Below are 20,446 nucleotides of genomic sequence, written 5' to 3'. Positions count from 1 at the left end.
TAGGGTCGCCGACGTGGTCACGATCGGAGTCGCCGTCGCCATCCCCGAGCCGTGGGGCAGCCAGCTGCAGGACTACCGCACCCGGATCGGCGACACCACCGCCACCCAGATCCCGACCCACATCACCCTGGTGCCGCCCACCGAGGTCGAGGCCGACGCCGTGGCCGACGTCGAGGCCCACCTGGCGCAGGCCGCCGCCGGCGTCGACCCCTTCGCGGTCCACCTGCGCGGCACCGGCACCTTCCGACCGGTCTCCCCGGTCGTCTTCGTGACCGTGGCCGAGGGCATCGCCGGTTGCGAGCAGCTTGCCGAGGCTGCGCGGCGCGGACCGCTCGACGTCGACCTGGCCTTCCCCTACCACCCGCACGTGACGGTGGCCCACGAGCTGGAGGACAGCGTCCTCGACGAGGTCTTCGAGGACCTGGCCCGCTTCGAGTGCCGCTTCGACGTCGACCACTTCCACCTCTACGTCCACGACCAGCAGCGCGGGTGGCGCCCGACCCGCGAGTTCACGCTCGCCGGGCCCGCCCGCGCCGTCGAGCGCGAGGAGTGAGCGTGGCCTCGGTCAAGGAACGCCTGGCGGAGGTCCGTGAGCGCCGACCCCTGGTCGACCACCTGGTGCGGATGCAGGAGCACTACGGCGACGCGAAGGCCGGCCAGCACGCCGGCGCGATCACCTACTTCGCGTTCCTCTCCTTCTTCCCGATCCTCGCCCTGTCCTTCTTCGTCATCGGGGTCATCTCCAACGTCTGGCCCGATGCCAACGCGACCCTCGTCGACGCGATCAAGTCGCTGTTCCCGGGCATGATCGGGCCCGGTGAGGGCCAGATGCAGCTGGCCGACTTCCGCACCTTCTCCGGCCTCGCCGGGGTCGTGGGCTTCCTGGGTGTGCTCTACTCCGGGCTCGGCTGGATCTCGGCCCTGCGCCTGGCGCTGTTCGCGGTCTTCGAGCCTCCCGAGCAGGCCATCCCCAACTTCGTGATGGGCAAGCTGCGCGACCTGGTGACGCTGGCGGTGATCGGTCTGACCCTCCTGGTCGCGGTCGCGGTGACCGGCCTGGTCGCCTCGTTCTCCGAGGAGATCCTCGGCTGGATCGGGCTCGACGAGGAGCTGGGCTGGCTGGTGGTGCTGCTGACGGTGGCGCTCGGCCTGGCGGCCAACGCCCTGCTCTTCTTCACCATGTTCCGCCTGCTGGGCGAACCCCAGGCGCCGCGGACCTCGCTCGTCAGGGCCTCGCTGCTCGGCGCCGTCCTCTTCGAGGTCCTCAAGCAGCTCTCGAAGCAGCTGATCGCCTCCACGCAGGGGCAGCCGGCCTTCCAGGCCTTCGGCATCGCGCTGGTGCTGGTGGTGTGGATCAACTACTTCAGCCGCGTGGTCCTGTACGCCGCGGCCTTCGCCCACACCTCGCCCGAGGCGCGTGCGCTGCGGCCGGCCGACGAGCCGGCGCCCGTCCAGGGCCCGGCGCTGCCCAGCGGGCGCCGGACGCGATGGCCGTGCTGGTCGCCAGCGCGGCCCCGGCGGAGCCGGAGCGAGGGTCCCGGCCGGGGCTGCTGCAGCGGCTGCGGGCCCGCGGGAGGGGCTGAGGATGCGGTTCGAGCGCAAGCACGGCTGGTTCCTGCTCGGCGTCGCGGCCTGGGGCTACTACAGCTGGACCATGTTCGCGAGGAACCTCTGGAACGCCTGGTCGGCGGGGGAGGAGCGCGCCGGGGGCTACTGGGTGGCCCACACCGCGCTGATCGTCGTCAACGTGGCGCTCGCCGTGGTCTTCACCGTCTGGGGGCTGCGGGTGCTGCGCGCGGTCCGGGACGCCGAACGCCCCGCCTCCCCGGCCGAGGAGGCCGGGCAGACGGGGCGTCAGGAGTAGCGCTGCTGCTCAGTACCCGGCGCGCAGGGCGTCGCGCAGGTCCTTGTTGAGCTGCGAGATCACGTCGAGCGGGATCTCCTTGGGGCAGGCGCTGGCGCACTCGCCGATGTTGGTGCAGCCGCCGAAGCCCTCGGCGTCGTGCTGGGCGACCATCCCGGCCACGCGGCTCATCCGCTCCGGCTGGCCCTGCGGCAGCTCGCCGAGGTGGGTGATCTTGGCGCCGAGGAACAGCGAGGCCGAGCCGTTGGGGCAGGCGGCGACGCAGGCGCCGCAGCCGATGCAGGTGGCCACGTTGAAGGCACGCATGGCCTTGTCGCGCGGCGCCGGCACCGAGTTGGCCTCGGGGGCCGAGCCGGTGTTGACCGAGACGTAGCCGCCGGACTGGATGATCCGGTCGAAGGCGGAGCGGTCGACGATCAGGTCCTTGACGACCGGGAACGCACCCGCGCGCCACGGCTCGATCGTGATCGTCTGGCCGTCGGAGAACGAGCGCATGTGCAGCTGGCAGGTCGTGGTGACCTCCGGGCCGTGCGCCTGGCCGTTGATCATCAGGTCGCAGGAGCCGCAGATGCCCTCACGGCAGTCGTGGTCGAAGGCGACCGGCTCCTCGCCGCGCTCGTTGAGCTGCTCGTTGAGCGTGTCGAGCATCTCCAGGAACGACATGTCCTCCGAGATGCCCTCGACGGCGTACGACTGCATCGCGCCGGACGACTGGGCGTCCTTCTGACGCCAGATCTTGAGAGTGAGGTTCACTTGTAGCTCCGCTGCTTCATCTCGATGGCGGTGTAGATCAGGTCTTCCTTGTGCAGCACGGGCAGACCGCCCTCGCCGCCGAACTCCCAGGCCGCGACGTAGGCGAACTCCTCGTCGTGGCGCAGCGCCTCGCCGTCCTCGGTCTGCGACTCCGCGCGGAAGTGGCCGCCGCAGGACTCGCGACGGTTGAGGGCGTCGATGCACATCAGCTCGCCGAGCTCGATGAAGTCGATGACGCGCCCGGCCTTCTCGAGGCTCTGGTTGAGGGAGTCGGCGGTGCCGAGCACCTTCAGGTTGGTCCAGAACTCCGCCTTGAGCTCGCGGATCATGTCGATGGCCTTGCGCAGGCCGTCCTCGGAGCGCTCCATGCCGCAGTACTCCCACATGATGTTGCCGAGCTCCTTGTGGAAGGAGTCGGCCGAGCGGGAGCCGCCGATGGAGAGGAACTTGTCGATGCGCTCCTCGACCGAGGTGCGTGCCTCGACCACGGCGGGGTGAGACTCGTCGATCTGCTCGAAGGGACCGTCGGCGAGGTAGTCGCGGATGGTGTTCGGCAGCACGAAGTAGCCGTCGGCCAGGCCCTGCATCAGCGCCGAGGCGCCGAGGCGGTTGGCGCCGTGGTCGGAGAAGTTGGCCTCGCCGGTCACGAAGAGACCCGGGATGTTGGACTGCAGGTCGTAGTCGACCCACAGCCCGCCCATGACGTAGTGCACGGCGGGGTAGATCCGCATCGGGACCTGGTAGGGGTTCTCACCCGTGATCCGCTCGTACATGTCGAAGAGGTTGTCGTACTTCTCGCGCACCGCGTCCTCGCCCAGACGCGCGATCGCGTCGGCGAAGTCGAGGTAGACGCCGCGACGGAAGTCGCCGACCATCGGGCCCACGCCGCGACCCTCGTCGCACATGTTCTTGGCCTGGCGCGAGGCGATGTCGCGGGGCACCAGGTTGCCGAACGAGGGGTAGATCCGCTCCAGGTAGTAGTCGCGGTCCTCCTCGGGGATGTCGCGCGGGTCCTTGGTGCAGTCCTCCTTGTTCTTCGGCACCCAGATGCGGCCGTCGTTGCGCAGCGACTCCGACATCAGCGTCAGCTTCGACTGGTGGTCGCCGGAGACCGGGATGCACGTGGGGTGGATCTGCGTGTAGCAGGGGTTGGCCATGTAGGCGCCCTTGCGGTGCGCACGCCACGACGCGGTGACGTTGGAGCCCATCGCGTTCGTGGAGAGGTAGAAGACGTTGCCGTAGCCGCCGGAGGCCAGCACGACCACGTCGGCCAGGTGGGTCTCGATCTCGCCGGTGACCAGGTCGCGGGCGATGATGCCGCGCGCCTTGCCGTCGACGACGATGACCTCGAGCATCTCGTGGCGGGTGTACTGGGTGACCGTGCCGGCCGCGACCTGGCGCTCCATGGCCTGGTAGGCGCCGATCAGCAGCTGCTGACCGGTCTGGCCGCGGGCGTAGAAGGTGCGCGAGACCTGCACGCCGCCGAAGGAGCGGTTGTCGAGCAGGCCGGCGTAGTCGCGGGCGAAGGGGACGCCCTGCGCGACGCACTGGTCGATGATGTTGGCGCTGACCTCGGCCAGGCGGTAGACGTTCGACTCGCGCGAGCGGTAGTCGCCGCCCTTGACCGTGTCGTAGAAGAGGCGGTAGGTGGAGTCGCCGTCCTCCTTGTAGTTCTTGGCCGCGTTGATGCCGCCCTGGGCGGCGATCGAGTGCGCCCGGCGCGGGGAGTCCTGGTAGCAGAAGGACTTCACGTTGTAGCCGGCCTCGCCGAGCGTGGCCGCGGCCGAGCCGCCGGCCAGGCCGGTGCCGACGATGATCACGTCGAGCTTGCGGCGGTTGGCCGGGTTGACCAGCCGGTTCTCCATCTTGCGGGTGGTCCAGCGGTCCTTGATCAGACCGGTGGGGGCCTTGGCGTCGACCAGCTTCTCGGGCGCCGGCGTGTAGTAGCCGTGGGCGTCGTCGGAGCGCTGCTCGGGGGGACCGTTGAGCTCGGTCAGGCCGCTGACGTCTGCGGTGGATGCCATGAGTCGATCTCCCTTAGTCGATGACGCCGAAGAGCGTGAAGAGCGGGACCAGCGAGAAGCCGCCGGCGATCACCACGGCCAGCACCCAACCCAGGGTGCGGGCGCGGGTGCGCGCGGCGGCGGTGCTGGTCCAGCCGAGGGTCTGGGCGGCGCTGAAGGTGCCGTGGTGCAGGTGCAGGCCGAGCGCGACCATCGCGGCGAGGTAGATGAGCGTCATCCACCACAGGCCGAAGGTGTCGACCATCAGCTGGTAGGGGTTGTTGGTCTCCCCACCGGTCGGGTTGACCTTGACGATCGTGAAGTTCAGCAGGTGCCACACGAGGAACAGCAGCAGCGTCAGCCCGCCCCAGCGCATGGTGCGCGAGGAGATCGAGGAGTGCTTGTACTTGTTCACCTCGTACTGCACCGGTCGGGCGGCCTTGGCGCGCTTCCACAGCGTCACCGCCGCGTAGACGTGCACCACCAGCGCGATGATCAGCGCCGAGCGGAACAGCCACAGGAAGCCTGCGTAGGGGAGCATCGGCTCACCGAGCTCGCGCAGGTGCTCGGCGTACTCGTTGAAGGCGCTCTCCCCGGAGAACGCCTTGAGGTTGCCGTACATGTGCAGGAGCACGTAGAGGATGAACAGCGCTCCGCTGCCGGCCATCAGGATCTTGAGGGTGATCGTCGAGCGCGAAGCGCGCGCTCCTCTGACGAGAGTCGAGGTTGCCACGTCGGTCACCGTACCTCCCGGCGCGGAGCCGTCAGGCCCCCGGGAGTGTGACAAATACCCCTCTGCGGCTTGCGCAGGGAATAAGTGAGGGTACCCTAACCGGCCGTCACGACGCCCGTCGTCCGGCGCAGCAGCGCCTCCAGCTCGTCGACGGCCACCGCCCAGGTGCGCTCGAGCGCCACCTCCCGTCCCCGCTCGCCGAGGAGGGCGCGCCGGGGGTCGCCGGCCACGGCGGCCACCGCCCGCGCCAGCGCGTGCGCGTCGCCGGGCTCGTGCAGCAGCCCGGTCTCGAGGTGGCGCACCACCTCGCGGGCACCGCCGGCCCGCGGCCCCACCACCGGTACGCCGCTGGCGCCCGCCTCGCGCAGCACGTGCGAGCAGGTCTCGTGCTCGCCGGGGTGGACCACCACGTCGGTGCTGGCCAGCGCCACGGCCAGGTCGCCGCTGCCCAGGACCCCGGTGAAGCGGGCGCCCGGCAGCCGCGACTGCAGCCACTCGCGCTGCGGGCCCTCGCCGACGACGACCGGGCGGATGCCCGGCACCTGCGCCAGCGCCGCCAACCGGCGTACGCCATGGCGCTTGTGGAGGCTGCCCACGAACCCGACCACCACCAGCGGGCCGTCCTTCGACGACGCACGTGACCAGTGCCGGTGCAGCCACTCGTCGCGCAGGGCGGGGGTGAAGGCGTCGGTGTCGACCCCGGGCAGCCAGGTGGTGGTGCGCACCCCCAGCGCCTCCAGGTGCGCCGACATCCACCTCGCGGTGACGACGACGGCGTCGGCGCGCTCGGCGACCCGGGTGCGCCAGTAGTCCCACGCCAGGTCGGGCACCGGCTGCTGCTGCAGCACCACGCTGCGCACCCCCGTCGCACGGCAGTGCTTGAGCGCCTTGCGTCCCAGGCCGCCGGGCGTCGTGGCGGGGCTGGTCGCCACCACCACGTCGGGCCGGAAGGCGTCGACGGCGGCGCGCACCTGCGCCCCGGGCTGGGCCAGCGGGCTGATCCGCACCACCGCGCTCCCGCGGTAGCACCCCAGCCCCGGCGCCGGCGCCACGAACCGCACCTCGTGACCGCGGTCGATCAGCCCGTCGGCCAGCGCCTTGACGGTCGTGGTGGTCGCGTCGCTCGCCGGGAAGAAGGTCTCGGTCACCAGCAGGATCCGCATGGCGCCACCCTGGCCCCGCTCCCTGGCCCCGGGGCGACCTGGAGGTGACAGCAGGGCGAACTGTGCCCGGGGCCGATGGTCGTGCACAGGTGCGCCTCGCGCCCTGCCCGTCCCCAGTGCCGGGCTGCGCGGGCGCGCACGTGTGCGCGTGCAGGAGACAGTCTGCTCGTGGTGGACGACGGTCACGTGCTCGTGGGTCATGTCCGGTCCAGGGACTGGGAGCGGCTGGGGTACGGCCTGCACCGTCGCACCGACAGCCAGGACCAGTGGGCCGACCTGCTGGCCTGGCAGCAGGTGCTCGACGACTCCGTCGCCTTCAGCCACCTGACGGCAGCAGCCGTCCACGGGTGGTGGTTGCCGCCGCTGCCACCCCTCAGGCCGGTCTTCGTGGCGACGGGGCGAGGGCAGCCGCGGGTACGCCGTCCGCAGCTGCACATGACGCGGCACCCGACCCCGCCGCCGGTCCTGGTCGTCGAGGGCCTGCGGGTGACGCCGCCCGCCACCACGTTGGTGACGTGCGCCCGCGACCTGGGCGTGCTCGACCTGGTCGTCCTCGCCGATGCCGCGCTCAGGGAGGGGACGACGCGTGAGGAGATCGAGGTGGCGGCGCGGCGCCGACGGGGCTCGCCCCGCTTGCACCGGGCCCTCGACCTCGCCGACCCTGCGTCGGAGTCCGCGTGGGAGAGCATGCTCAGGGTGCTCCACGTCGTCTGCGACGTCCCGGTCACCAGCCAGCACGAGGTGCGCGACGCCAGGCGTGGCTTCGTGGCCCGCGGTGACCTGTGGGTGCTGGGCAGCCGCACCCTGCAGGAGTACGACGGGGAAGGCCACCGGGAGGCGGGCCAGTACGGCGACGACCGGCGGCGCGAGCGACGACTCGGCGCGGCCGGGTGGCGTCGCAACGGCTACACGTCCGGCGATGTGCTCAACCGAGCCGTCGGCATCCTGCGCGACGCGGACGAGGCGTTGGGTCGCGAGCACGACCCGGGACGGGTCCGGGCGTGGCACGAGCTCCTGCGCGGCTCCCTCTTCAGCGCGGCGGGGTCGAGCGCGCTGATGGCCCGCTGGCGGCCGGACCTCGTCTGACACTGTCGTCTGACAACACAGTGGTCACTGGTTGCAGCTCCGAGGGCCGGCGGGCTGCAACCAGTGACCACTCTGTGGCCCGACCCCGCGCCGCGACCCGCTGCCGCGTCCGTCCGGCGCGGAAAACATCACACTCTGTGGCCGACGCCACGCTCGGCTCCTAGGGTTCGCTCCATGACCTCACCCGAAGGCGCCGTGGAGGGCGGACTCGACGAGCCCACCGGCCTGGAACCGGAGCAGGGCTCGCTCGAGCTGCTCGGACCCGACGACGACTGGCAGCCGGCCGACTGGGAGAAGGCGACGGCGGCGGTGCTGCGCAAGTCGCGCCGGATGCGCGAGGAGGACCCCGACTCGCTGGTCTGGGAGAAGCTGACGCGCACCACCCTCGACGACATCCCGGTCACCCCGCTCGGCACCGCCTCGCTCCTCGACGACCTGCTCACCGCGGGCCGGCCGGCGCGGGCCGGTGACTGGGACGTGCGGGCCCACCTGGCCGCCGGGCCGGCGAAGGCCGGCAACGAGGCGTTGCTGGTCGACCTGGAGGGCGGCGTCACCTCGGTCTGGGTGGAGGCCGACGCCGAGACCGACCTGGCGGTGCTGCTCGAGGGCGTGCTGATCGACCTCGCGCCCGTCGTGCTCGACGCGCCCACCGCCCCGGGGGCGGTGGCCGAGGCCTTCCTGGCCCACGCCGGCGACACCGACCTCGCGGCCGGCACCAACCTCGGCGTCAGCGCCACCGCGCCGGCCGACGACCTGGTCGCGGTCGCGCGGCTGGCCGCCGAGCGCGGCATGCTCGGCGTCGTCGTCGACGGCACCCGCGTGCACGACCGCGGCGCCTCCGACGCCCAGGAGCTCGGCTGGGCGATGGCCGCCGGGGCCCGGGCGCTGCGGGTGCTGACCGAGGCCGGCATGGGCGTCGACGACGCCGCCGGCCTCGTCGAGCTGCGCCTCGCGGTGACCGACGAGCAGTTCGCCTCGATCGCCAAGCTCCGCGCGGCGCGCCGGCTCTGGGCCCGGGTGCTCGAGCTCAGCGGCGCCACGCCCGGCGTCGTCGCCCAGCGGCTGCACGCGGTCACGAGCCGGCCGATGATGAGCCGCTACGACCCTTGGGTGAACATGCTGCGCACCACCGTGGCCGCCTTCGCCGCCGGTGTCGGCGGCGCCGACTCCGTGACCGTGCTGCCCTTCGACGCCCCGCTCGGTCGCCCCGACGCGTTCGGTCGCCGGATCGCGCGCAACACCTCCCACCTGCTCATCGACGAGGCCCACGTGGCCCACGTCGCCGACCCGGCCGGCGGCTCGTACGCCGTCGAGAAGCTCACCGACGACCTGGCCGTCGCCGCGTGGGAGGTGCTGGGCCGCCTCGACACCCCCGAGGGCCCCGACGAGGCGGCGCTGGAGGAGATGGTGGCCCGCACCGTCGAGCGCCGCGACCAGCAGGTCGCCACCCGTGAGCGCCCGCTGACCGGCCTGACCGAGTTCCCGAACCTCGCCGAGGAGCTGCCCGAGCGCGAGCCGTACGACGGCTGGTCGGGCGTGCGCTCCTACGGCCAGGCCTTCGAGGCGATGCGCGACGAGCCCCCGGCCGCCCGCGTGCTGCTGGCCACCCTGGGCCCGGTCGCCGCGCACACCGCCCGCGCCACCTTTGCCACCAACCTGCTGGCCGCCGGCGGGGTGGGTGTCGACGTGGCCGGCCCGACCGAGGGGCCCGAGGACCTCGTGGCCGCCCACGACGGCCACACCGTGGTCTGCCTCGCCGGCGCCGACGCGGCGTACGACGAGTGGGGCCAGGGCGCCGCCGAGGCGCTGCGCGCCGCGGGCGCCACGCACGTGGTGGTCGCCGGCAAGCCGCGCGAGTGGGCCGACGACTCCTGCGCGATGGGCGTCGACGCCCTCGCCTTCCTGACCCGCACCCGAGAGGCGCTGGCATGAGCATCCCGAAGTCCTTCCGCGGCCTGCCCCTGGTCGGCGACGGCCCCGCGCCGTCGACCGGCACCCCGGCCCACGACCTGTGGACCGCCCCCGAGGGCATCCAGATCAAGACGTCGTACGGGCCCGAGGACGTCGAGGGCCTCGACGCGCTCGACACGCTGCCCGGGCTGAGCCCGTTCCTGCGCGGGCCCTACCCGACGATGTACACGACCCAGCCGTGGACGGTGCGCCAGTACGCCGGCTTCTCCACCGCCGAGGAGTCCAACGCGTTCTACCGGCGCAACCTCGCGGCCGGCCAGAAGGGCCTGTCGGTCGCCTTCGACCTGGCCACCCACCGCGGCTACGACTCCGACCACCCGCGGGTGCGCGGCGACGTCGGCATGGCCGGCGTGGCGATCGACTCGATCTACGACGCCCGCACCCTCTTCGACGGCATCCCGCTGGACAAGATGTCGGTGTCGATGACCATGAACGGCGCCGTGCTGCCGGTGCTGGCGCTCTACATCGCGGCGGCCGAGGAGCAGGGGGTGAAGCCGGAGCAGCTCGCGGGGACCATCCAGAACGACATCCTCAAGGAGTTCATGGTCCGCAACACCTACATCTACCCGCCGGCGCCGTCGATGCGGATCATCTCCGACATCTTCAGCTACACCTCCGCGAAGATGCCGCGCTTCAACTCGATCTCGATCTCCGGCTACCACATCCAGGAGGCCGGGGCGACGAACGACCTGGAGCTGGCCTACACGCTGGCCGACGGCGTCGAGTACATCCGCGCGGGCCTCGGGACCGGGATGACGATCGACCAGTTCGCCCCGCGCCTGTCGTTCTTCTGGGCGATCGGGATGAACTTCTACATGGAGGTCGCCAAGATGCGCGCGGCCCGGGCGCTGTGGGCGCGGCTGGTGCGCCAGTTCGACCCGCAGAACCCCAAGTCGCTCTCGCTGCGCACGCACTCGCAGACCTCCGGCTGGAGCCTGACCGCGCAGGACGTCTTCAACAACGTCCAGCGCACCTGCATCGAGGCGATGGCCTCCACCCAGGGCCACACCCAGTCGCTGCACACCAACGCCCTCGACGAGGCGATCGCTCTGCCGACCGACTTCTCGGCGCGCATCGCGCGCAACACCCAGCTGCTGCTGCAGCAGGAGAGCGGCACCACCGGCACCATCGACCCCTGGGCCGGCTCCTACTACGTCGAGCGGCTCACCCACGACCTCGCCGAGCGCGCCTGGGCGCACATCCAGGAGGCCGAGAAGGCCGGCGGCATGGCCAAGGCGATCGAGCAGGGCATCCCGAAGATGCGCATCGAGGAGGCGGCCGCCCGCACCCAGGCCCGCCTCGACTCGGGCGCGCAGAAGCTGATCGGCGTCAACACCTACCGCCTGGCCGCCGAGGACAAGCTCGACGTGCTGCGCGTCGACAACGACGACGTCTACCGCCAGCAGGTCGCCAAGCTCGAGCGCCTGCGCGCCGAGCGCGACGACGACGAGGTGCGGCGCACGCTGGAGGCGCTGACCCGCTCGGCCGAGCAGGGCCCCAGCAAGGGCTCGCTCGACGGCAACCTGCTCGCGCTGGCCGTCGACGCGGCGCGCGCGAAGGCCACCGTCGGCGAGATCTCCGACGCGCTGGAGAAGGTGTACGGCCGCCACCAGGCCGTGATCCGTACGATCAGCGGCGTGTTCCGCGACGAGTCCGCCAGCGCCGGCGAGGGCGGCAGCCTGGTCACCCAGGTGCTCGAGGCCACCGAGGAGTTCGAGGAGGCCGAGGGGCGCCGCCCGCGCATCCTGGTCGCCAAGATGGGCCAGGACGGCCACGACCGCGGCCAGAAGGTGATCGTCTCGGCCTTCGCCGACATGGGCTTCGACGTCGACGTGGGGCCGCTGTTCTCCACGCCCGAGGAGGTTGCCCAGCAGGCCGTCGACGCCGACGTGCACATCGTCGGCGTCAGCTCGCTGGCCGCCGGCCACCTCACGCTGCTCCCGGCGCTGCGCGCGGCGCTGGCCGAGCAGGGCCGCCCCGACATCATGGTCGTCATCGGCGGGGTGATCCCGCCCGACGACGTGCCGACGCTGCGCGAGATGGGGGCCGCCGAGGTGTTCCTGCCCGGCACCGTCATCGCCGAGTCGGCGCTGTCGCTGCTGGCGGGGCTCCGCGAGCAGCTCGGGCACTAGGTCGCAGGTGCAGGGGCCAGAGGCGCAGGACCGCGTCGCCATGCTCGTCGCCGGCATCCGCGAGGGCCGTCGGGCGGCGGTGTCGCAGGCGATCACCCTGGTGGAGTCCTCGCGCCCGCAGCACCGGCTGCAGGCGCGCGAGCTGCTGACGGCGCTGGCCGAGGAGTCCGGCGGCGCCGACGTGGTGCGGGTGGGCATCTCGGGCGTGCCCGGCGTCGGCAAGTCGACCTTCATCGAGGCGCTCGGCACCCGGCTGACCGCGGCCGGGCACCGCGTGGGCGTGCTCGCCGTCGACCCCTCCAGCGTGCGCACCGGCGGGTCGGTGCTCGGTGACAAGACCCGGATGGGCCGCCTGGCCACCGACCCCGACGCCTTCATCCGGCCCTCGCCCTCGGCCGGCACCCTGGGCGGCGTCGCCCGCGCCACGGTGCAGGCGATGGCGGTCCTCGAGGCGGCCGGGTACGACGTCGTGCTCGTCGAGACCGTCGGCGTGGGCCAGTCCGAGGTCACCGTCGCCGGGATGGTCGACACCTTCCTCTTCCTCACCCTGGCCCGCACCGGCGACCAGCTGCAGGGCATCAAGAAGGGCATCCTCGAGATCGCCGACGTGATCGCGGTCAACAAGGCCGACGGCGACCGCGAGCAGGAGGCGCGCGCCGCGGCCCGCGACCTCGCCGGCGCGCTGCGGATGGTGCGGGGCAAGGGGGAGTGGGCCCCGCCCGTGGTGACCTGCTCGGGCCTGGAGGACGTCGGCGTCGACGACCTGTGGGAGCGGGTGGTGGCGCACCGCGACCACCTGGGCGCCGAGGGTCTGCTCTCCAAGCGCGCCGAGCAGCAGCTCGACTTCACCTGGGCGATGGTGCGTGACGAGCTCGACCAGCGCCTGCGGCTCTCGCCAGGGGTGCGCGAGGTCCGCGACGAGATCCGCACGGCCGTGCTGGCCGGAGAGCTGCCCGCCACCGTCGCCGCCGACCGGCTGCTGGCGGCGTACGACGCCGACCCGAGGTAGCCCCCTTGGCCCGTTCGGGTGGGCGGGAAATGATCACGATGGGGCATGCGCGTCGCGCCGCCGGAGAGCGACAGTCAAGGACTGTCTCTTTACCTGGAGGTCGTCGTGCTTCTCATCCGCCGCTGCGCTGCTGTTGCCGGCGCGGCCTCGGTCACCGCCTGCGCGCTGGTGGCCGGTTCGTTGCTGTCCCCGGTCGCGGCCGGGACCTCCGCGGGCGACCCGCCCGCGACCCGTCCGGTGGTGCACGGACTCACGACCCCGCTCAGCCTCGCGCTGGGGGAGGGCGGCACGGTCTACGTGTCGCAGAACTTCGCCGGCCAGCTGATGCGTCGCCTGCCCGGCAAGAAGGCGCAGGTGATCGCCTCGGTGGCCCGCGGCGGTGAGATCGGCGCCGTCTCGGTTCACGACCAGGAGGTGACCTACGCGGTGTCACGCGGTCACAACGAGGTCGGCAAGATCCGTCGGATCGATGCGGAGGGCCGTGACCGGGGCGTGGCCGACCTGGGCAAGTACGAGCGCAGGAACAACCCGGACGCCGACGTGTCCTACGGCTTCCAGGGCATCACGAAGCGCTGTGCGGCGAAGCTCCCCCAGCAGGTCGGACCCGCCACCCACTCCGGTGTGGTCGAGACCCACCCGTACGCGACGACGTCTGCGGCGGGGGTGACCTACGTGGCCGACGCAGGCGCCAACGCGGTGCTGGCCATCACAGGTCGCACGGTGTCGACCGTGGCGGTCCTCCCGCCGGCGGTCAGCGAGATCACCCGCGCCAGGGCCAAGTCGATCGGGCTGCCCCGGTGCACGGTCGGGCTGGACTACCACTTCGAGGCCGTGCCCACCGACGTGGAGATCGGCCCCGAGGGTCAGCTGTACGTCTCGTCCCTGCCCGGCGGACCCGAGGACGGCAGCGTCGGCAGGCTCGGCTCGGTGTACGTGGTGGACCCCGTCACCGGTGACACGGACCGGGTGGCGAAGGGTCTCGTGTCCGCGACCGGTCTCGCGGTCGACGACGAGGGCACCATCTACGTCGCCGAGCTCTTCAGGAACCGGATCTCGCGGGTCATGGCGGGATCGCCCAAGGCCGAGTCCTGGCGCGAGGTGGTGATGCCCGGCGACGTCGAGCTCTCCGGAGGGCGGCTGTGGGCCACGACGGACGTGCTGGTGGGAGGACCGGGCCAGAAGCCCGGCGGCAAGGTGCGCAGCTTCCCGCTGCGCTGACGCCGGGCCGGGCCCACTAACCTGGGCCCGATGTCCAGCGACGCACGCCTCGACGCCCGTCTCCACGACCTCGTCCGCGACGAGGTGGAGGCGGGCGCCGACGCGCTCGTGGCGCTGCGCCGCGACCTGCACGCCCACCCCGAGCTGTCGTGGCACGAGACCCGCACCACCACGGTGGTCGCCGAGCGGCTCGAGGCGCTGGGCTGGCGGGTCGAGCGGCTGGCCGGCTCCGGCCTGGTGGCCGACCTGGGCGAGCGCGACGCGCGCCCCGTGGTGGGGCTGCGCGCCGACATCGACGCACTGCCGGTGCAGGAGACGACCGGCGACCCGTGGACCAGCACGGTGCCGGGGGTGGCCCACGCCTGCGGCCACGACGTGCACACCACCGCGCTCGTCGGGGCCGCCGGGGCGCTGGCCCGCCTGCACGCCGAGGGCCTGCTGCCCGGGCGGGTGCGGCTGTTCTTCCAGCCCGCCGAGGAGGTGATGCCCGGGGGAGCGCTGCGCCTGATCGGGCTCGGCCTGCTCGACGGGGTCGACCGGGTCTTCGCGCTGCACTGCGACCCGGGCGTCGACGTGGGCCAGGTCGGCCTGCGCCTGGGCCCGATGACCAGCGCCGCCGACCAGGTCGACGTGCGCCTCGAGGGCACCGGCGGGCACACCTCGCGCCCGCACCTGACCGGCGACCTGACCTTCGCCCTGGCCAAGGTCACCACCGAGCTGCCCGCGATCCTCTCGCGCCGCTTCGACCCCCGCGCCGGCGTCTCGGTCGTGTGGGGGCGCATCGAGGCCGGCCGCGCCCCGAACGTGATCCCCGAGCGGGGGCTGCTGTCCGGCACGGTGCGCATCCTCGACGCGATCGCCTGGGCCGACGCGGAGAAGCTGGTGCGCGAGCTGGTGCACGAGATCGTGCGCCCCTACGGCGTCACCGCCCACGTCGACTACGTGCGCGGCGTCCCGCCGGTGGTCAACGAGCCGGTCTCCCACGCGGTCCTGGCGGAGGCGGTGGCCTCCGTCCTCGGGCCCGACGGCCGGGTCCTGGCCCCGCAGAGCCTCGGCGGCGAGGACTTCGGCTGGTACGTCGACGAGGTCCCCGGCGCGATGATGCGCCTGGGCACCCGCACCCCCGGGGGAGCGACGTACGACCTGCACCAGGGCGACCTGCGCGTCGACGAGCGCGCCATCGGCCTCGGTGCGCGGCTGCTGGCGGAGGCCGCCGCGCGGGCCCTGCGGCTGCCGGGCAAGCACGCTTCTCGCCAAGCCTGAGAGGCGGCTTTCGGCGGAGGTTGCCGGGCAGGTCACCGGGAGGTAACAACCCAGAGAAATTAGGGCCGTCACCACCCCCGTGCGGGTGCGCCGGCCCTAAGGTGGCCCGATGTGCCCCCTGGCGTGAGGGGGCCGCGTGATCCAACTCTCCAGGAGGAAGCCGTGAAGAAGACGGCCCGATTTGCCGCGGTGGCCATGGTCGCCGCACTTGCCCTGTCCTCGTGCGGCTCCGACGACACCGAGTCGTCGACCGGCACCGACGGTGGGGACGCTCCCAGCAGCGACGTCAAGGTCGGCATGGCCTACGACGTCGGCGGCCGGGGCGACCAGTCCTTCAACGACTCCGCCGCGGCTGGTCTCGACCAGGCCATGGAGGAGTTCGGCATGGAGTCGCAGGAGTCCGAGGCCGAGGACGGCGAGGCCGAGGCGGCCCGCGAGGAGCGCCTGCGCACCTTCGCCGACGCCGGCTACGACCCGATCATCGCCGTGGGCTTCGCCTACGGCCCCTCGGTGGGCAAGGTCGCCGAGGAGTACCCCGACGTCCACTTCGCGATCATCGACGACTCCAGCGTCGAGGCCGACAACGTCGCCAGCCTGGTCTTCGCCGAGGAGCAGGGCTCCTTCCTCGTCGGCGCGGCCGCCGCTCTGAAGACCGAGACCGACCAGATCGGCTTCATCGGTGGCGTCGAGACCCCGCTCATCCAGAAGTTCGAGGCCGGCTACGTGGCTGGCGCCGAGGCCGTCAACCCCGACATCGAGGTCGACGTCACCTACCTGACCCAGGCCCCCGACTTCTCCGGCTTCGCCGACCCGGCCAAGGGCAAGACCGCCGCCCAGGGCATGTTCGACAACGGTGCCGACGTCGTCTACCACGCCGCCGGTGGTTCCGGTGGCGGCCTGTTCGAGGCTGCGGCGCAGTCCGGCAACTGGGCCATCGGCGTCGACTCCGACCAGTACGAGACCGCTGACTCCTCGGTGCAGGACGCCATCCTCACCTCGATGCTCAAGAACGTGAACGTCGCGGTCTTCGAGTACCTCTCCGAGGTCAACGACGGCACCTTCCCGTCCGGCGTGACCACCTACGACCTCGCGGTCGACGGCGTGGGCTACTCCACCAGCGGCGGCTTCGTCGACGAGTTCACCGAGCAGCTCGACGAGTACAAGCAGCAGATCATCGACGGCGAGATCACGGTCCCCGCGACCCCGTGACCCCTGCCTGACCCGTCCCACCGACGACGGGGTCACCTGCCCGCCTCGCAGCGGGCCGGTGGCCCCGTCGTCGTGCGGGCGGCTAGCGTTCGTCCGATCCAGTCCTTCGCGAAAGGGGCTCGCGTGTCCGAGACCGCACCCGCCCAGGCGTCCGAGCACGCGCCCGCCGTCCGCCTGCGCGGCATCGGCAAGCGCTTTCCCGGCGTCATCGCCAACCACGACGTCGACATCGACGTCGAGCAGGGCACCATCCACGCCGTCGTCGGCGAGAACGGCGCCGGCAAGTCGACGCTGATGAAGATCCTGTACGGCGTGCAGGCACCCGACTCGGGCACCATCGAGATCGACGGGCGTGCCGTCTCCCTGGGCTCGCCCGCCGACGCGATCGACCACGGCATCGGCATGGTCTTCCAGCACTTCATGCTGGCCGACAACTTCACCGTCCTCGAGAACGTCGTGCTCGGCGCGGAGAAGCTGCACGGCATCGGTGCCGCCGCCCGGGCCGAGATCATGCGCCTCTCCGACGCCTACGGCCTCGACATCGAGCCGGACCGCCTCGTCGAGGACCTCGGCGTGGGGGCGCGGCAGCGCGTGGAGATCCTCAAGGTGCTCTACCGCGGGGCCCGCGTGATCATCCTCGACGAGCCGACCGCGGTGCTGGTGCCGCAGGAGGTCGACGAGCTCTTCGCCAACCTGCGCGAGCTCAAGGCCGAGGGCCTGGCCGTCATCTTCATCTCGCACAAGCTCGACGAGGTGCTCTCCGTCGCCGACACGATCACGGTCGTGCGCCGGGGCACCACGGTGGCCACCGTGTCCCCCGACGAGGTCGACTCGCGCCAGCTCGCCGAGCTGATGGTCGGCTCGGAGCTGCCGACCCCCTCCACGGAGTCCTCCACGGTCACCGACACCGTCACGCTCTCGGTGCGCGGACTGCGGCTGCCCGGCGAGAGCCGGCTGCTCCTCGACGACGTCGGCTTCGACATCCACCGTGGTGAGGTGCTCGGCATCGCCGGGGTCGAGGGCAACGGCCAGGCCGAGCTCGTCGAGGCGATCATGGGCATGCGGTCCGGCGCCACCGGGAAGGTGGAGCTGGCCGGCCGCGACCTGACCCGGGCCTCGACGCGCGAGCGTCGGGAGGCCGGCATCGGCTACGTGCCCGAGGACCGGCACCGCCACGGCCTGCTGCTCGACTCCCCGCTGTGGGAGAACCGGGTGCTGGGCCACCAGTCGCGCGAGCCGGTGGTGCGCCGGGGCCTCGTCGACCGCCGGGCCGCGCGCGAGGACACCCAGCGCATCATCGAGCAGTACGACGTGCGCACGCCGGGCACCGACGTGCTCGCGCGGGCGCTGTCGGGCGGCAACCAGCAGAAGCTGATCGTGGGTCGCGAGATGAGCGGCGACCCCATCCTGCTGATCGCCGCCCACCCCACCCGGGGCGTCGACGTCGGCGCCCAGGCCGGCATCTGGGACCACATCCGCGACGCCCGCCGTGCGGGTCTCGCCGTGCTGCTGATCTCCGCAGACCTCGACGAGCTGATCGGCCTCTCCGACCGCATCGAGGTCATCCTCCGGGGCCGGCTCGTCGGCTCCTTCGACCCCAGCCAGGTCACCCCCGAGCAGCTCGGCTCGGCGATGACCGGCGCAGGAGGTGCCGCATGAGCGGCCTGTCACCCCGCCTGACCAAGGTCGTCCTGGGGCTCAGCGCCCCGGTGCTGGCCCTGTTCGCGGCCTTCGCCATCACCAGCCTGGTCCTCGTCGTCGCCGGCGACCCCGTGGGCGGGGTCTGGGGCGAGATCCTCACCGTCCCGGCGACGCGCAACGTGGCCAACATCCTCAACAACGCCACGGTGCTCTACCTCTCGGGCCTCGCGGTGGCCGTCGGCTTCCGGATGAACCTGTTCAACATCGGCGTGGACGGCCAGTACCGCGTGGCGGCCTTCGTGGCCGCCGTCGTCGCCGGTGAGGGCTGGCTGCCCGGTGCCGCCAACATCGTGCTGGCGATCGCCGCAGCGATGCTGGCCGGCGCCGCGTGGGCGGGCATCGCCGGCGTGCTGCGCGCCAGCCGCGGCGTCAGCGAGGTGATCGCCACGATCATGCTCAACTTCATCGCCACCGGCCTGGTCGCGTTCTTCCTGCGCAAGGTGGCGGTGCGCGAGGCCGGCAGCAACACCATCGGCACCAAGGAGATCCCCGAGGGCAGCCGGATCCCCGGCTTCGAGATCGGCGACGGGGCGACCACCGAGGTCTACGGCTTCATCTTCCTGGCGGCGCTGGCGGGCTTCGCCTACTGGTTCGTGCTCAACCGCACCCGCTTCGGCTTCGAGCTGCGCGCCACCGGCGCCTCGACCTCCGCGGCGGTGGCCAGCGGCATCAACGTCAAGCGGATGACGATCACCGCGATGCTCATCTCCGGCGCCCTGGCCGGCCTGGTCGGGCTGCCGATCCTCTTCGGCGACGCCTACGCCTACGGCTCGACCTTCCAGAGCGGCCTGGGCTTCGCGGGCATCGCGATCGCGCTGCTGGGCCGCAACAACCCGATCGGCATCGCGGTCGGTGCGCTGCTCTTCGCCTTCCTCGACGAGCAGTCCAACGCCCTGCAGATCCTGGTCGGGGTCTCGCCCGACATCGTGGCCATCACCCAGGGCGTGATCGTGCTGACCGTGGTCATCTCCTACGAGGTCGTGCGCCGCTACGGCGTACGCCTCGAGCAGCAGCGCGTCGCCGGCGCGCTGGAGCAGGAGCACCGAGCCGCCGACGAGCAGGAGACCCACGCATGAGCACCACCACGTCGCCTCGTCCCGCCGCGGGAACCACCTCGAAGCGCCGGCTACCGCGCTGGTGGTGGCTCGCTGCCGTCCTGGGCGTCCTCTTCGTCGTCTCGGTGCTCGAGGTGGTCACGGGCGCCGACGACCTGGCCTCCTCCGGCACCGTGCGCGCCACCCTGATCGCCCTGGTGCCGATCATGCTGGCCGGCCTCGGCGGGCTCTGGTCCGAGCGCGCGGGCATCGTCAACATCGGCCTCGAGGGCATGATGATCCTCGGCACCTACGGCGCCGGGTTCTTCGGCTACCACTACGGCGCGTGGGCCGGCGTGGCCGGCGCCCTGCTGATGGGGGCCCTCGGCGGGCTGGTCCACGCGATCGCCACCGTCGTCTTCGGCGTCGACCACATCATCTCGGGCGTGGCCATCAACATCATCGCGCTCGGCGCGGTGCAGTACCTCGCCTCGCTGACCTTCGCCGGCCTGCCGGGCGGCGGCTCGACCCAGTCGCCCAAGCTCGACAACGTGCCATCGGTGACGATCGGCCCACTCAGCGACGCGCTGGGCAACCTCGAGGGCCAGGACATCTTCTTCGTCTCCCAGCTGGCCGCGGTGCTGCGCGCGATGGTCACCAACCTCTCGCTCTTCGTGCTGCTGGCCTTCGTGCTGCTGCTGCTGACCTACGTCGTGCTGTGGCGCACCACCTTCGGCCTGCGGCTGCGCTCGGTGGGCGAGAGCCCCTCGGCGGCGGAGTCCCTGGGCGTGGCGGTGCTGCGCTACAAGTTCAGCGCCGTGCTCGTCTCGGGCGCGCTGGCGGGCCTGGCCGGCGGCTTCCTGGCGATGGTGGCCTCCTCCAACTACCGCGACGGCCAGACCGGCGGGCGCGGCTACATCGGCCTGGCGGCGATGATCTTCGGCAACTGGCGCCCCACGGGCCTGCTGGCCGGCTCCGGGCTGTTCGGCTACACCGAGAGCGTCGGGCTCCGCCAGGGCGGCACCTCGGTGCACGCCCTGCTGCTCGGCGTCGCGGTGCTGGCCATGGGCCTCGCGGCCTACCAGTTCTACCGCCGCAACATCACCCAGGGCAGCGTCATCCTGGGTCTGGGCGCTGTCGTGATGCTGGTCTGGGTGGCCATCGACACCGTGCCGGGCGACTTCACCAGCATCACCCCCTACGTCATCACGCTGCTGGTGCTGGCCTTCGCCTCGCAACGACTACGCATGCCGGCGGCCGACGGGCAGATCTACCGGAAGGGAAGTGCGGGCTAGTGACCGCCACGA

General features: G+C 72.1%; 16 protein-coding genes and 1 pseudogene. 13 read left to right on the top strand and 4 right to left on the bottom strand.

All coding sequences use genetic code 11. From position 1 onward, the window contains the following. Positions 1-13: 13 nt before the first annotated feature. The 3 genes and pseudogenes from H0S66_RS02840 (at position 14) to H0S66_RS20930 (ending at position 1,864) form a co-directional block, all read left to right on the top strand. The gene (locus H0S66_RS02840; RefSeq protein WP_179614043.1) at positions 14-553 is read left to right on the top strand and encodes a 2'-5' RNA ligase family protein; all 540 of its coding nucleotides are present in this window, start codon (positions 14-16) and stop codon (positions 551-553) included. Positions 554-624: 71 nt separating this feature from the next. Next, a pseudogene (locus H0S66_RS20935) lies at positions 625-1,350 on the top strand (YihY/virulence factor BrkB family protein); the annotation flags it as partial. A gap of 235 nt (positions 1,351-1,585) precedes the next feature. Next, complete coding sequence (locus tag H0S66_RS20930; RefSeq protein ID WP_179614041.1) at positions 1,586-1,864, top strand: SCO4848 family membrane protein; 279 nt, start codon at positions 1,586-1,588, stop codon at positions 1,862-1,864. 9 nt (positions 1,865-1,873) lie between these two features. Here H0S66_RS20930 and H0S66_RS02830 read toward each other — a convergent pair whose 3' ends face one another. The 4 genes from H0S66_RS02830 to H0S66_RS02815 form a co-directional block, all read right to left on the bottom strand. Continuing rightward, the gene (locus H0S66_RS02830) at positions 1,874-2,617 is read right to left on the bottom strand and encodes a succinate dehydrogenase/fumarate reductase iron-sulfur subunit (protein ID WP_179614040.1); all 744 of its coding nucleotides are present in this window, start codon (positions 2,615-2,617) and stop codon (positions 1,874-1,876) included. Beyond that, positions 2,614-4,641: a fumarate reductase/succinate dehydrogenase flavoprotein subunit gene (locus H0S66_RS02825; RefSeq protein WP_179614039.1), complete on the bottom strand. Its 2,028-nt coding sequence runs from the start codon at positions 4,639-4,641 to the stop codon at positions 2,614-2,616. Before H0S66_RS02825 ends, H0S66_RS02830 begins: the two co-directional genes overlap by 4 nt. Positions 4,642-4,654: 13 nt before the next feature. Beyond that, complete coding sequence (locus H0S66_RS02820) at positions 4,655-5,353, bottom strand: succinate dehydrogenase cytochrome b subunit (protein ID WP_179614038.1); 699 nt, start codon at positions 5,351-5,353, stop codon at positions 4,655-4,657. A 95-nt stretch (positions 5,354-5,448) separates the two neighbouring features. Next, positions 5,449-6,516, bottom strand: a complete 1,068-nt coding sequence (locus H0S66_RS02815) for a glycosyltransferase (RefSeq protein ID WP_179614037.1) — start codon at positions 6,514-6,516, stop codon at positions 5,449-5,451. 168 nt (positions 6,517-6,684) lie between these two features. On the opposite strand from H0S66_RS02815, the gene H0S66_RS02810 reads away from it, so the two are divergent. From H0S66_RS02810 to H0S66_RS02765, 10 genes are all read left to right on the top strand, one after another. Further along, entirely contained in the window at positions 6,685-7,602 is a 918-nt protein-coding gene (locus H0S66_RS02810) for a hypothetical protein (protein ID WP_180923771.1), read from the top strand. Positions 7,603-7,776: 174 nt separating this feature from the next. Further along, positions 7,777-9,534 carry a methylmalonyl-CoA mutase family protein gene (locus H0S66_RS02805; protein ID WP_179614035.1) on the top strand — a complete coding sequence of 586 codons (1,758 nt, stop codon included), beginning with the start codon at positions 7,777-7,779 and terminating at the stop codon, positions 9,532-9,534. Beyond that, positions 9,531-11,705, top strand: coding sequence for a methylmalonyl-CoA mutase (gene scpA, locus H0S66_RS02800; protein WP_179614034.1), 2,175 nt, complete (start codon positions 9,531-9,533; stop codon positions 11,703-11,705). The genes H0S66_RS02805 and scpA overlap by 4 nt, the downstream gene beginning before the upstream one ends. Before the next feature lie 40 nt (positions 11,706-11,745). Beyond that, entirely contained in the window at positions 11,746-12,714 is a 969-nt protein-coding gene (meaB, locus tag H0S66_RS02795; RefSeq protein WP_179617141.1) for a methylmalonyl Co-A mutase-associated GTPase MeaB, read from the top strand. Between the two features lie 45 nt (positions 12,715-12,759). Further along, positions 12,760-13,932: a ScyD/ScyE family protein gene (locus H0S66_RS02790; protein ID WP_180923769.1), complete on the top strand. Its 1,173-nt coding sequence runs from the start codon at positions 12,760-12,762 to the stop codon at positions 13,930-13,932. Between the two features lie 30 nt (positions 13,933-13,962). Then, entirely contained in the window at positions 13,963-15,195 is a 1,233-nt protein-coding gene (locus tag H0S66_RS02785) for an amidohydrolase (RefSeq protein WP_179614032.1), read from the top strand. A 162-nt stretch (positions 15,196-15,357) separates the two neighbouring features. Continuing rightward, positions 15,358-16,404 (top strand): BMP family lipoprotein, encoded by a 1,047-nt coding sequence (locus H0S66_RS02780; protein WP_179614031.1) that lies wholly within the window; start codon positions 15,358-15,360, stop codon positions 16,402-16,404. Positions 16,405-16,527: 123 nt separating this feature from the next. Beyond that, positions 16,528-18,063 (top strand): ABC transporter ATP-binding protein, encoded by a 1,536-nt coding sequence (locus tag H0S66_RS02775; RefSeq protein WP_179614030.1) that lies wholly within the window; start codon positions 16,528-16,530, stop codon positions 18,061-18,063. Then, positions 18,060-19,181 carry an ABC transporter permease gene (locus H0S66_RS02770; protein ID WP_179614029.1) on the top strand — a complete coding sequence of 374 codons (1,122 nt, stop codon included), beginning with the start codon at positions 18,060-18,062 and terminating at the stop codon, positions 19,179-19,181. Before H0S66_RS02775 ends, H0S66_RS02770 begins: the two co-directional genes overlap by 4 nt. Further along, on the top strand, positions 19,178-20,434 hold the full coding sequence (locus H0S66_RS02765; RefSeq protein ID WP_179614028.1) for an ABC transporter permease: 1,257 nt from the start codon (positions 19,178-19,180) through the stop codon (positions 20,432-20,434). The genes H0S66_RS02770 and H0S66_RS02765 overlap by 4 nt, the downstream gene beginning before the upstream one ends. Positions 20,435-20,446: the final 12 nt, after the last annotated feature.

The sequence above is a fragment of the Nocardioides marinisabuli genome, assembly GCF_013466785.1.
GTDB lineage: Bacteria > Actinomycetota > Actinomycetes > Propionibacteriales > Nocardioidaceae > Nocardioides > Nocardioides marinisabuli.
This window is presented reverse-complemented; position numbering and strand designations above follow the sequence as displayed.

Bases quoted from the DNA above. Each gene is read 5' to 3' on its own strand.
- H0S66_RS20930 (WP_179614041.1), top strand. From the start codon at position 1,586: ATGCGGTTCGAGCGCAAGCACGGCTGGTTCCTGCTCGGCGTCGCGGCC.
- H0S66_RS02825 (WP_179614039.1), bottom strand. From the start codon at position 4,641: ATGGCATCCACCGCAGACGTCAGCGGCCTGACCGAGCTCAACGGTCCC.
- H0S66_RS02815 (WP_179614037.1), bottom strand. From the start codon at position 6,516: ATGCGGATCCTGCTGGTGACCGAGACCTTCTTCCCGGCGAGCGACGCG.
- H0S66_RS02805 (WP_179614035.1), top strand. From the start codon at position 7,777: ATGACCTCACCCGAAGGCGCCGTGGAGGGCGGACTCGACGAGCCCACC.
- scpA (WP_179614034.1), top strand. From the start codon at position 9,531: ATGAGCATCCCGAAGTCCTTCCGCGGCCTGCCCCTGGTCGGCGACGGC.
- meaB (WP_179617141.1), top strand. From the start codon at position 11,746: ATGCTCGTCGCCGGCATCCGCGAGGGCCGTCGGGCGGCGGTGTCGCAG.
- H0S66_RS02790 (WP_180923769.1), top strand. From the start codon at position 12,760: ATGCGCGTCGCGCCGCCGGAGAGCGACAGTCAAGGACTGTCTCTTTAC.
- H0S66_RS02785 (WP_179614032.1), top strand. From the start codon at position 13,963: ATGTCCAGCGACGCACGCCTCGACGCCCGTCTCCACGACCTCGTCCGC.
- H0S66_RS02770 (WP_179614029.1), top strand. From the start codon at position 18,060: ATGAGCGGCCTGTCACCCCGCCTGACCAAGGTCGTCCTGGGGCTCAGC.
- H0S66_RS02765 (WP_179614028.1), top strand. From the start codon at position 19,178: ATGAGCACCACCACGTCGCCTCGTCCCGCCGCGGGAACCACCTCGAAG.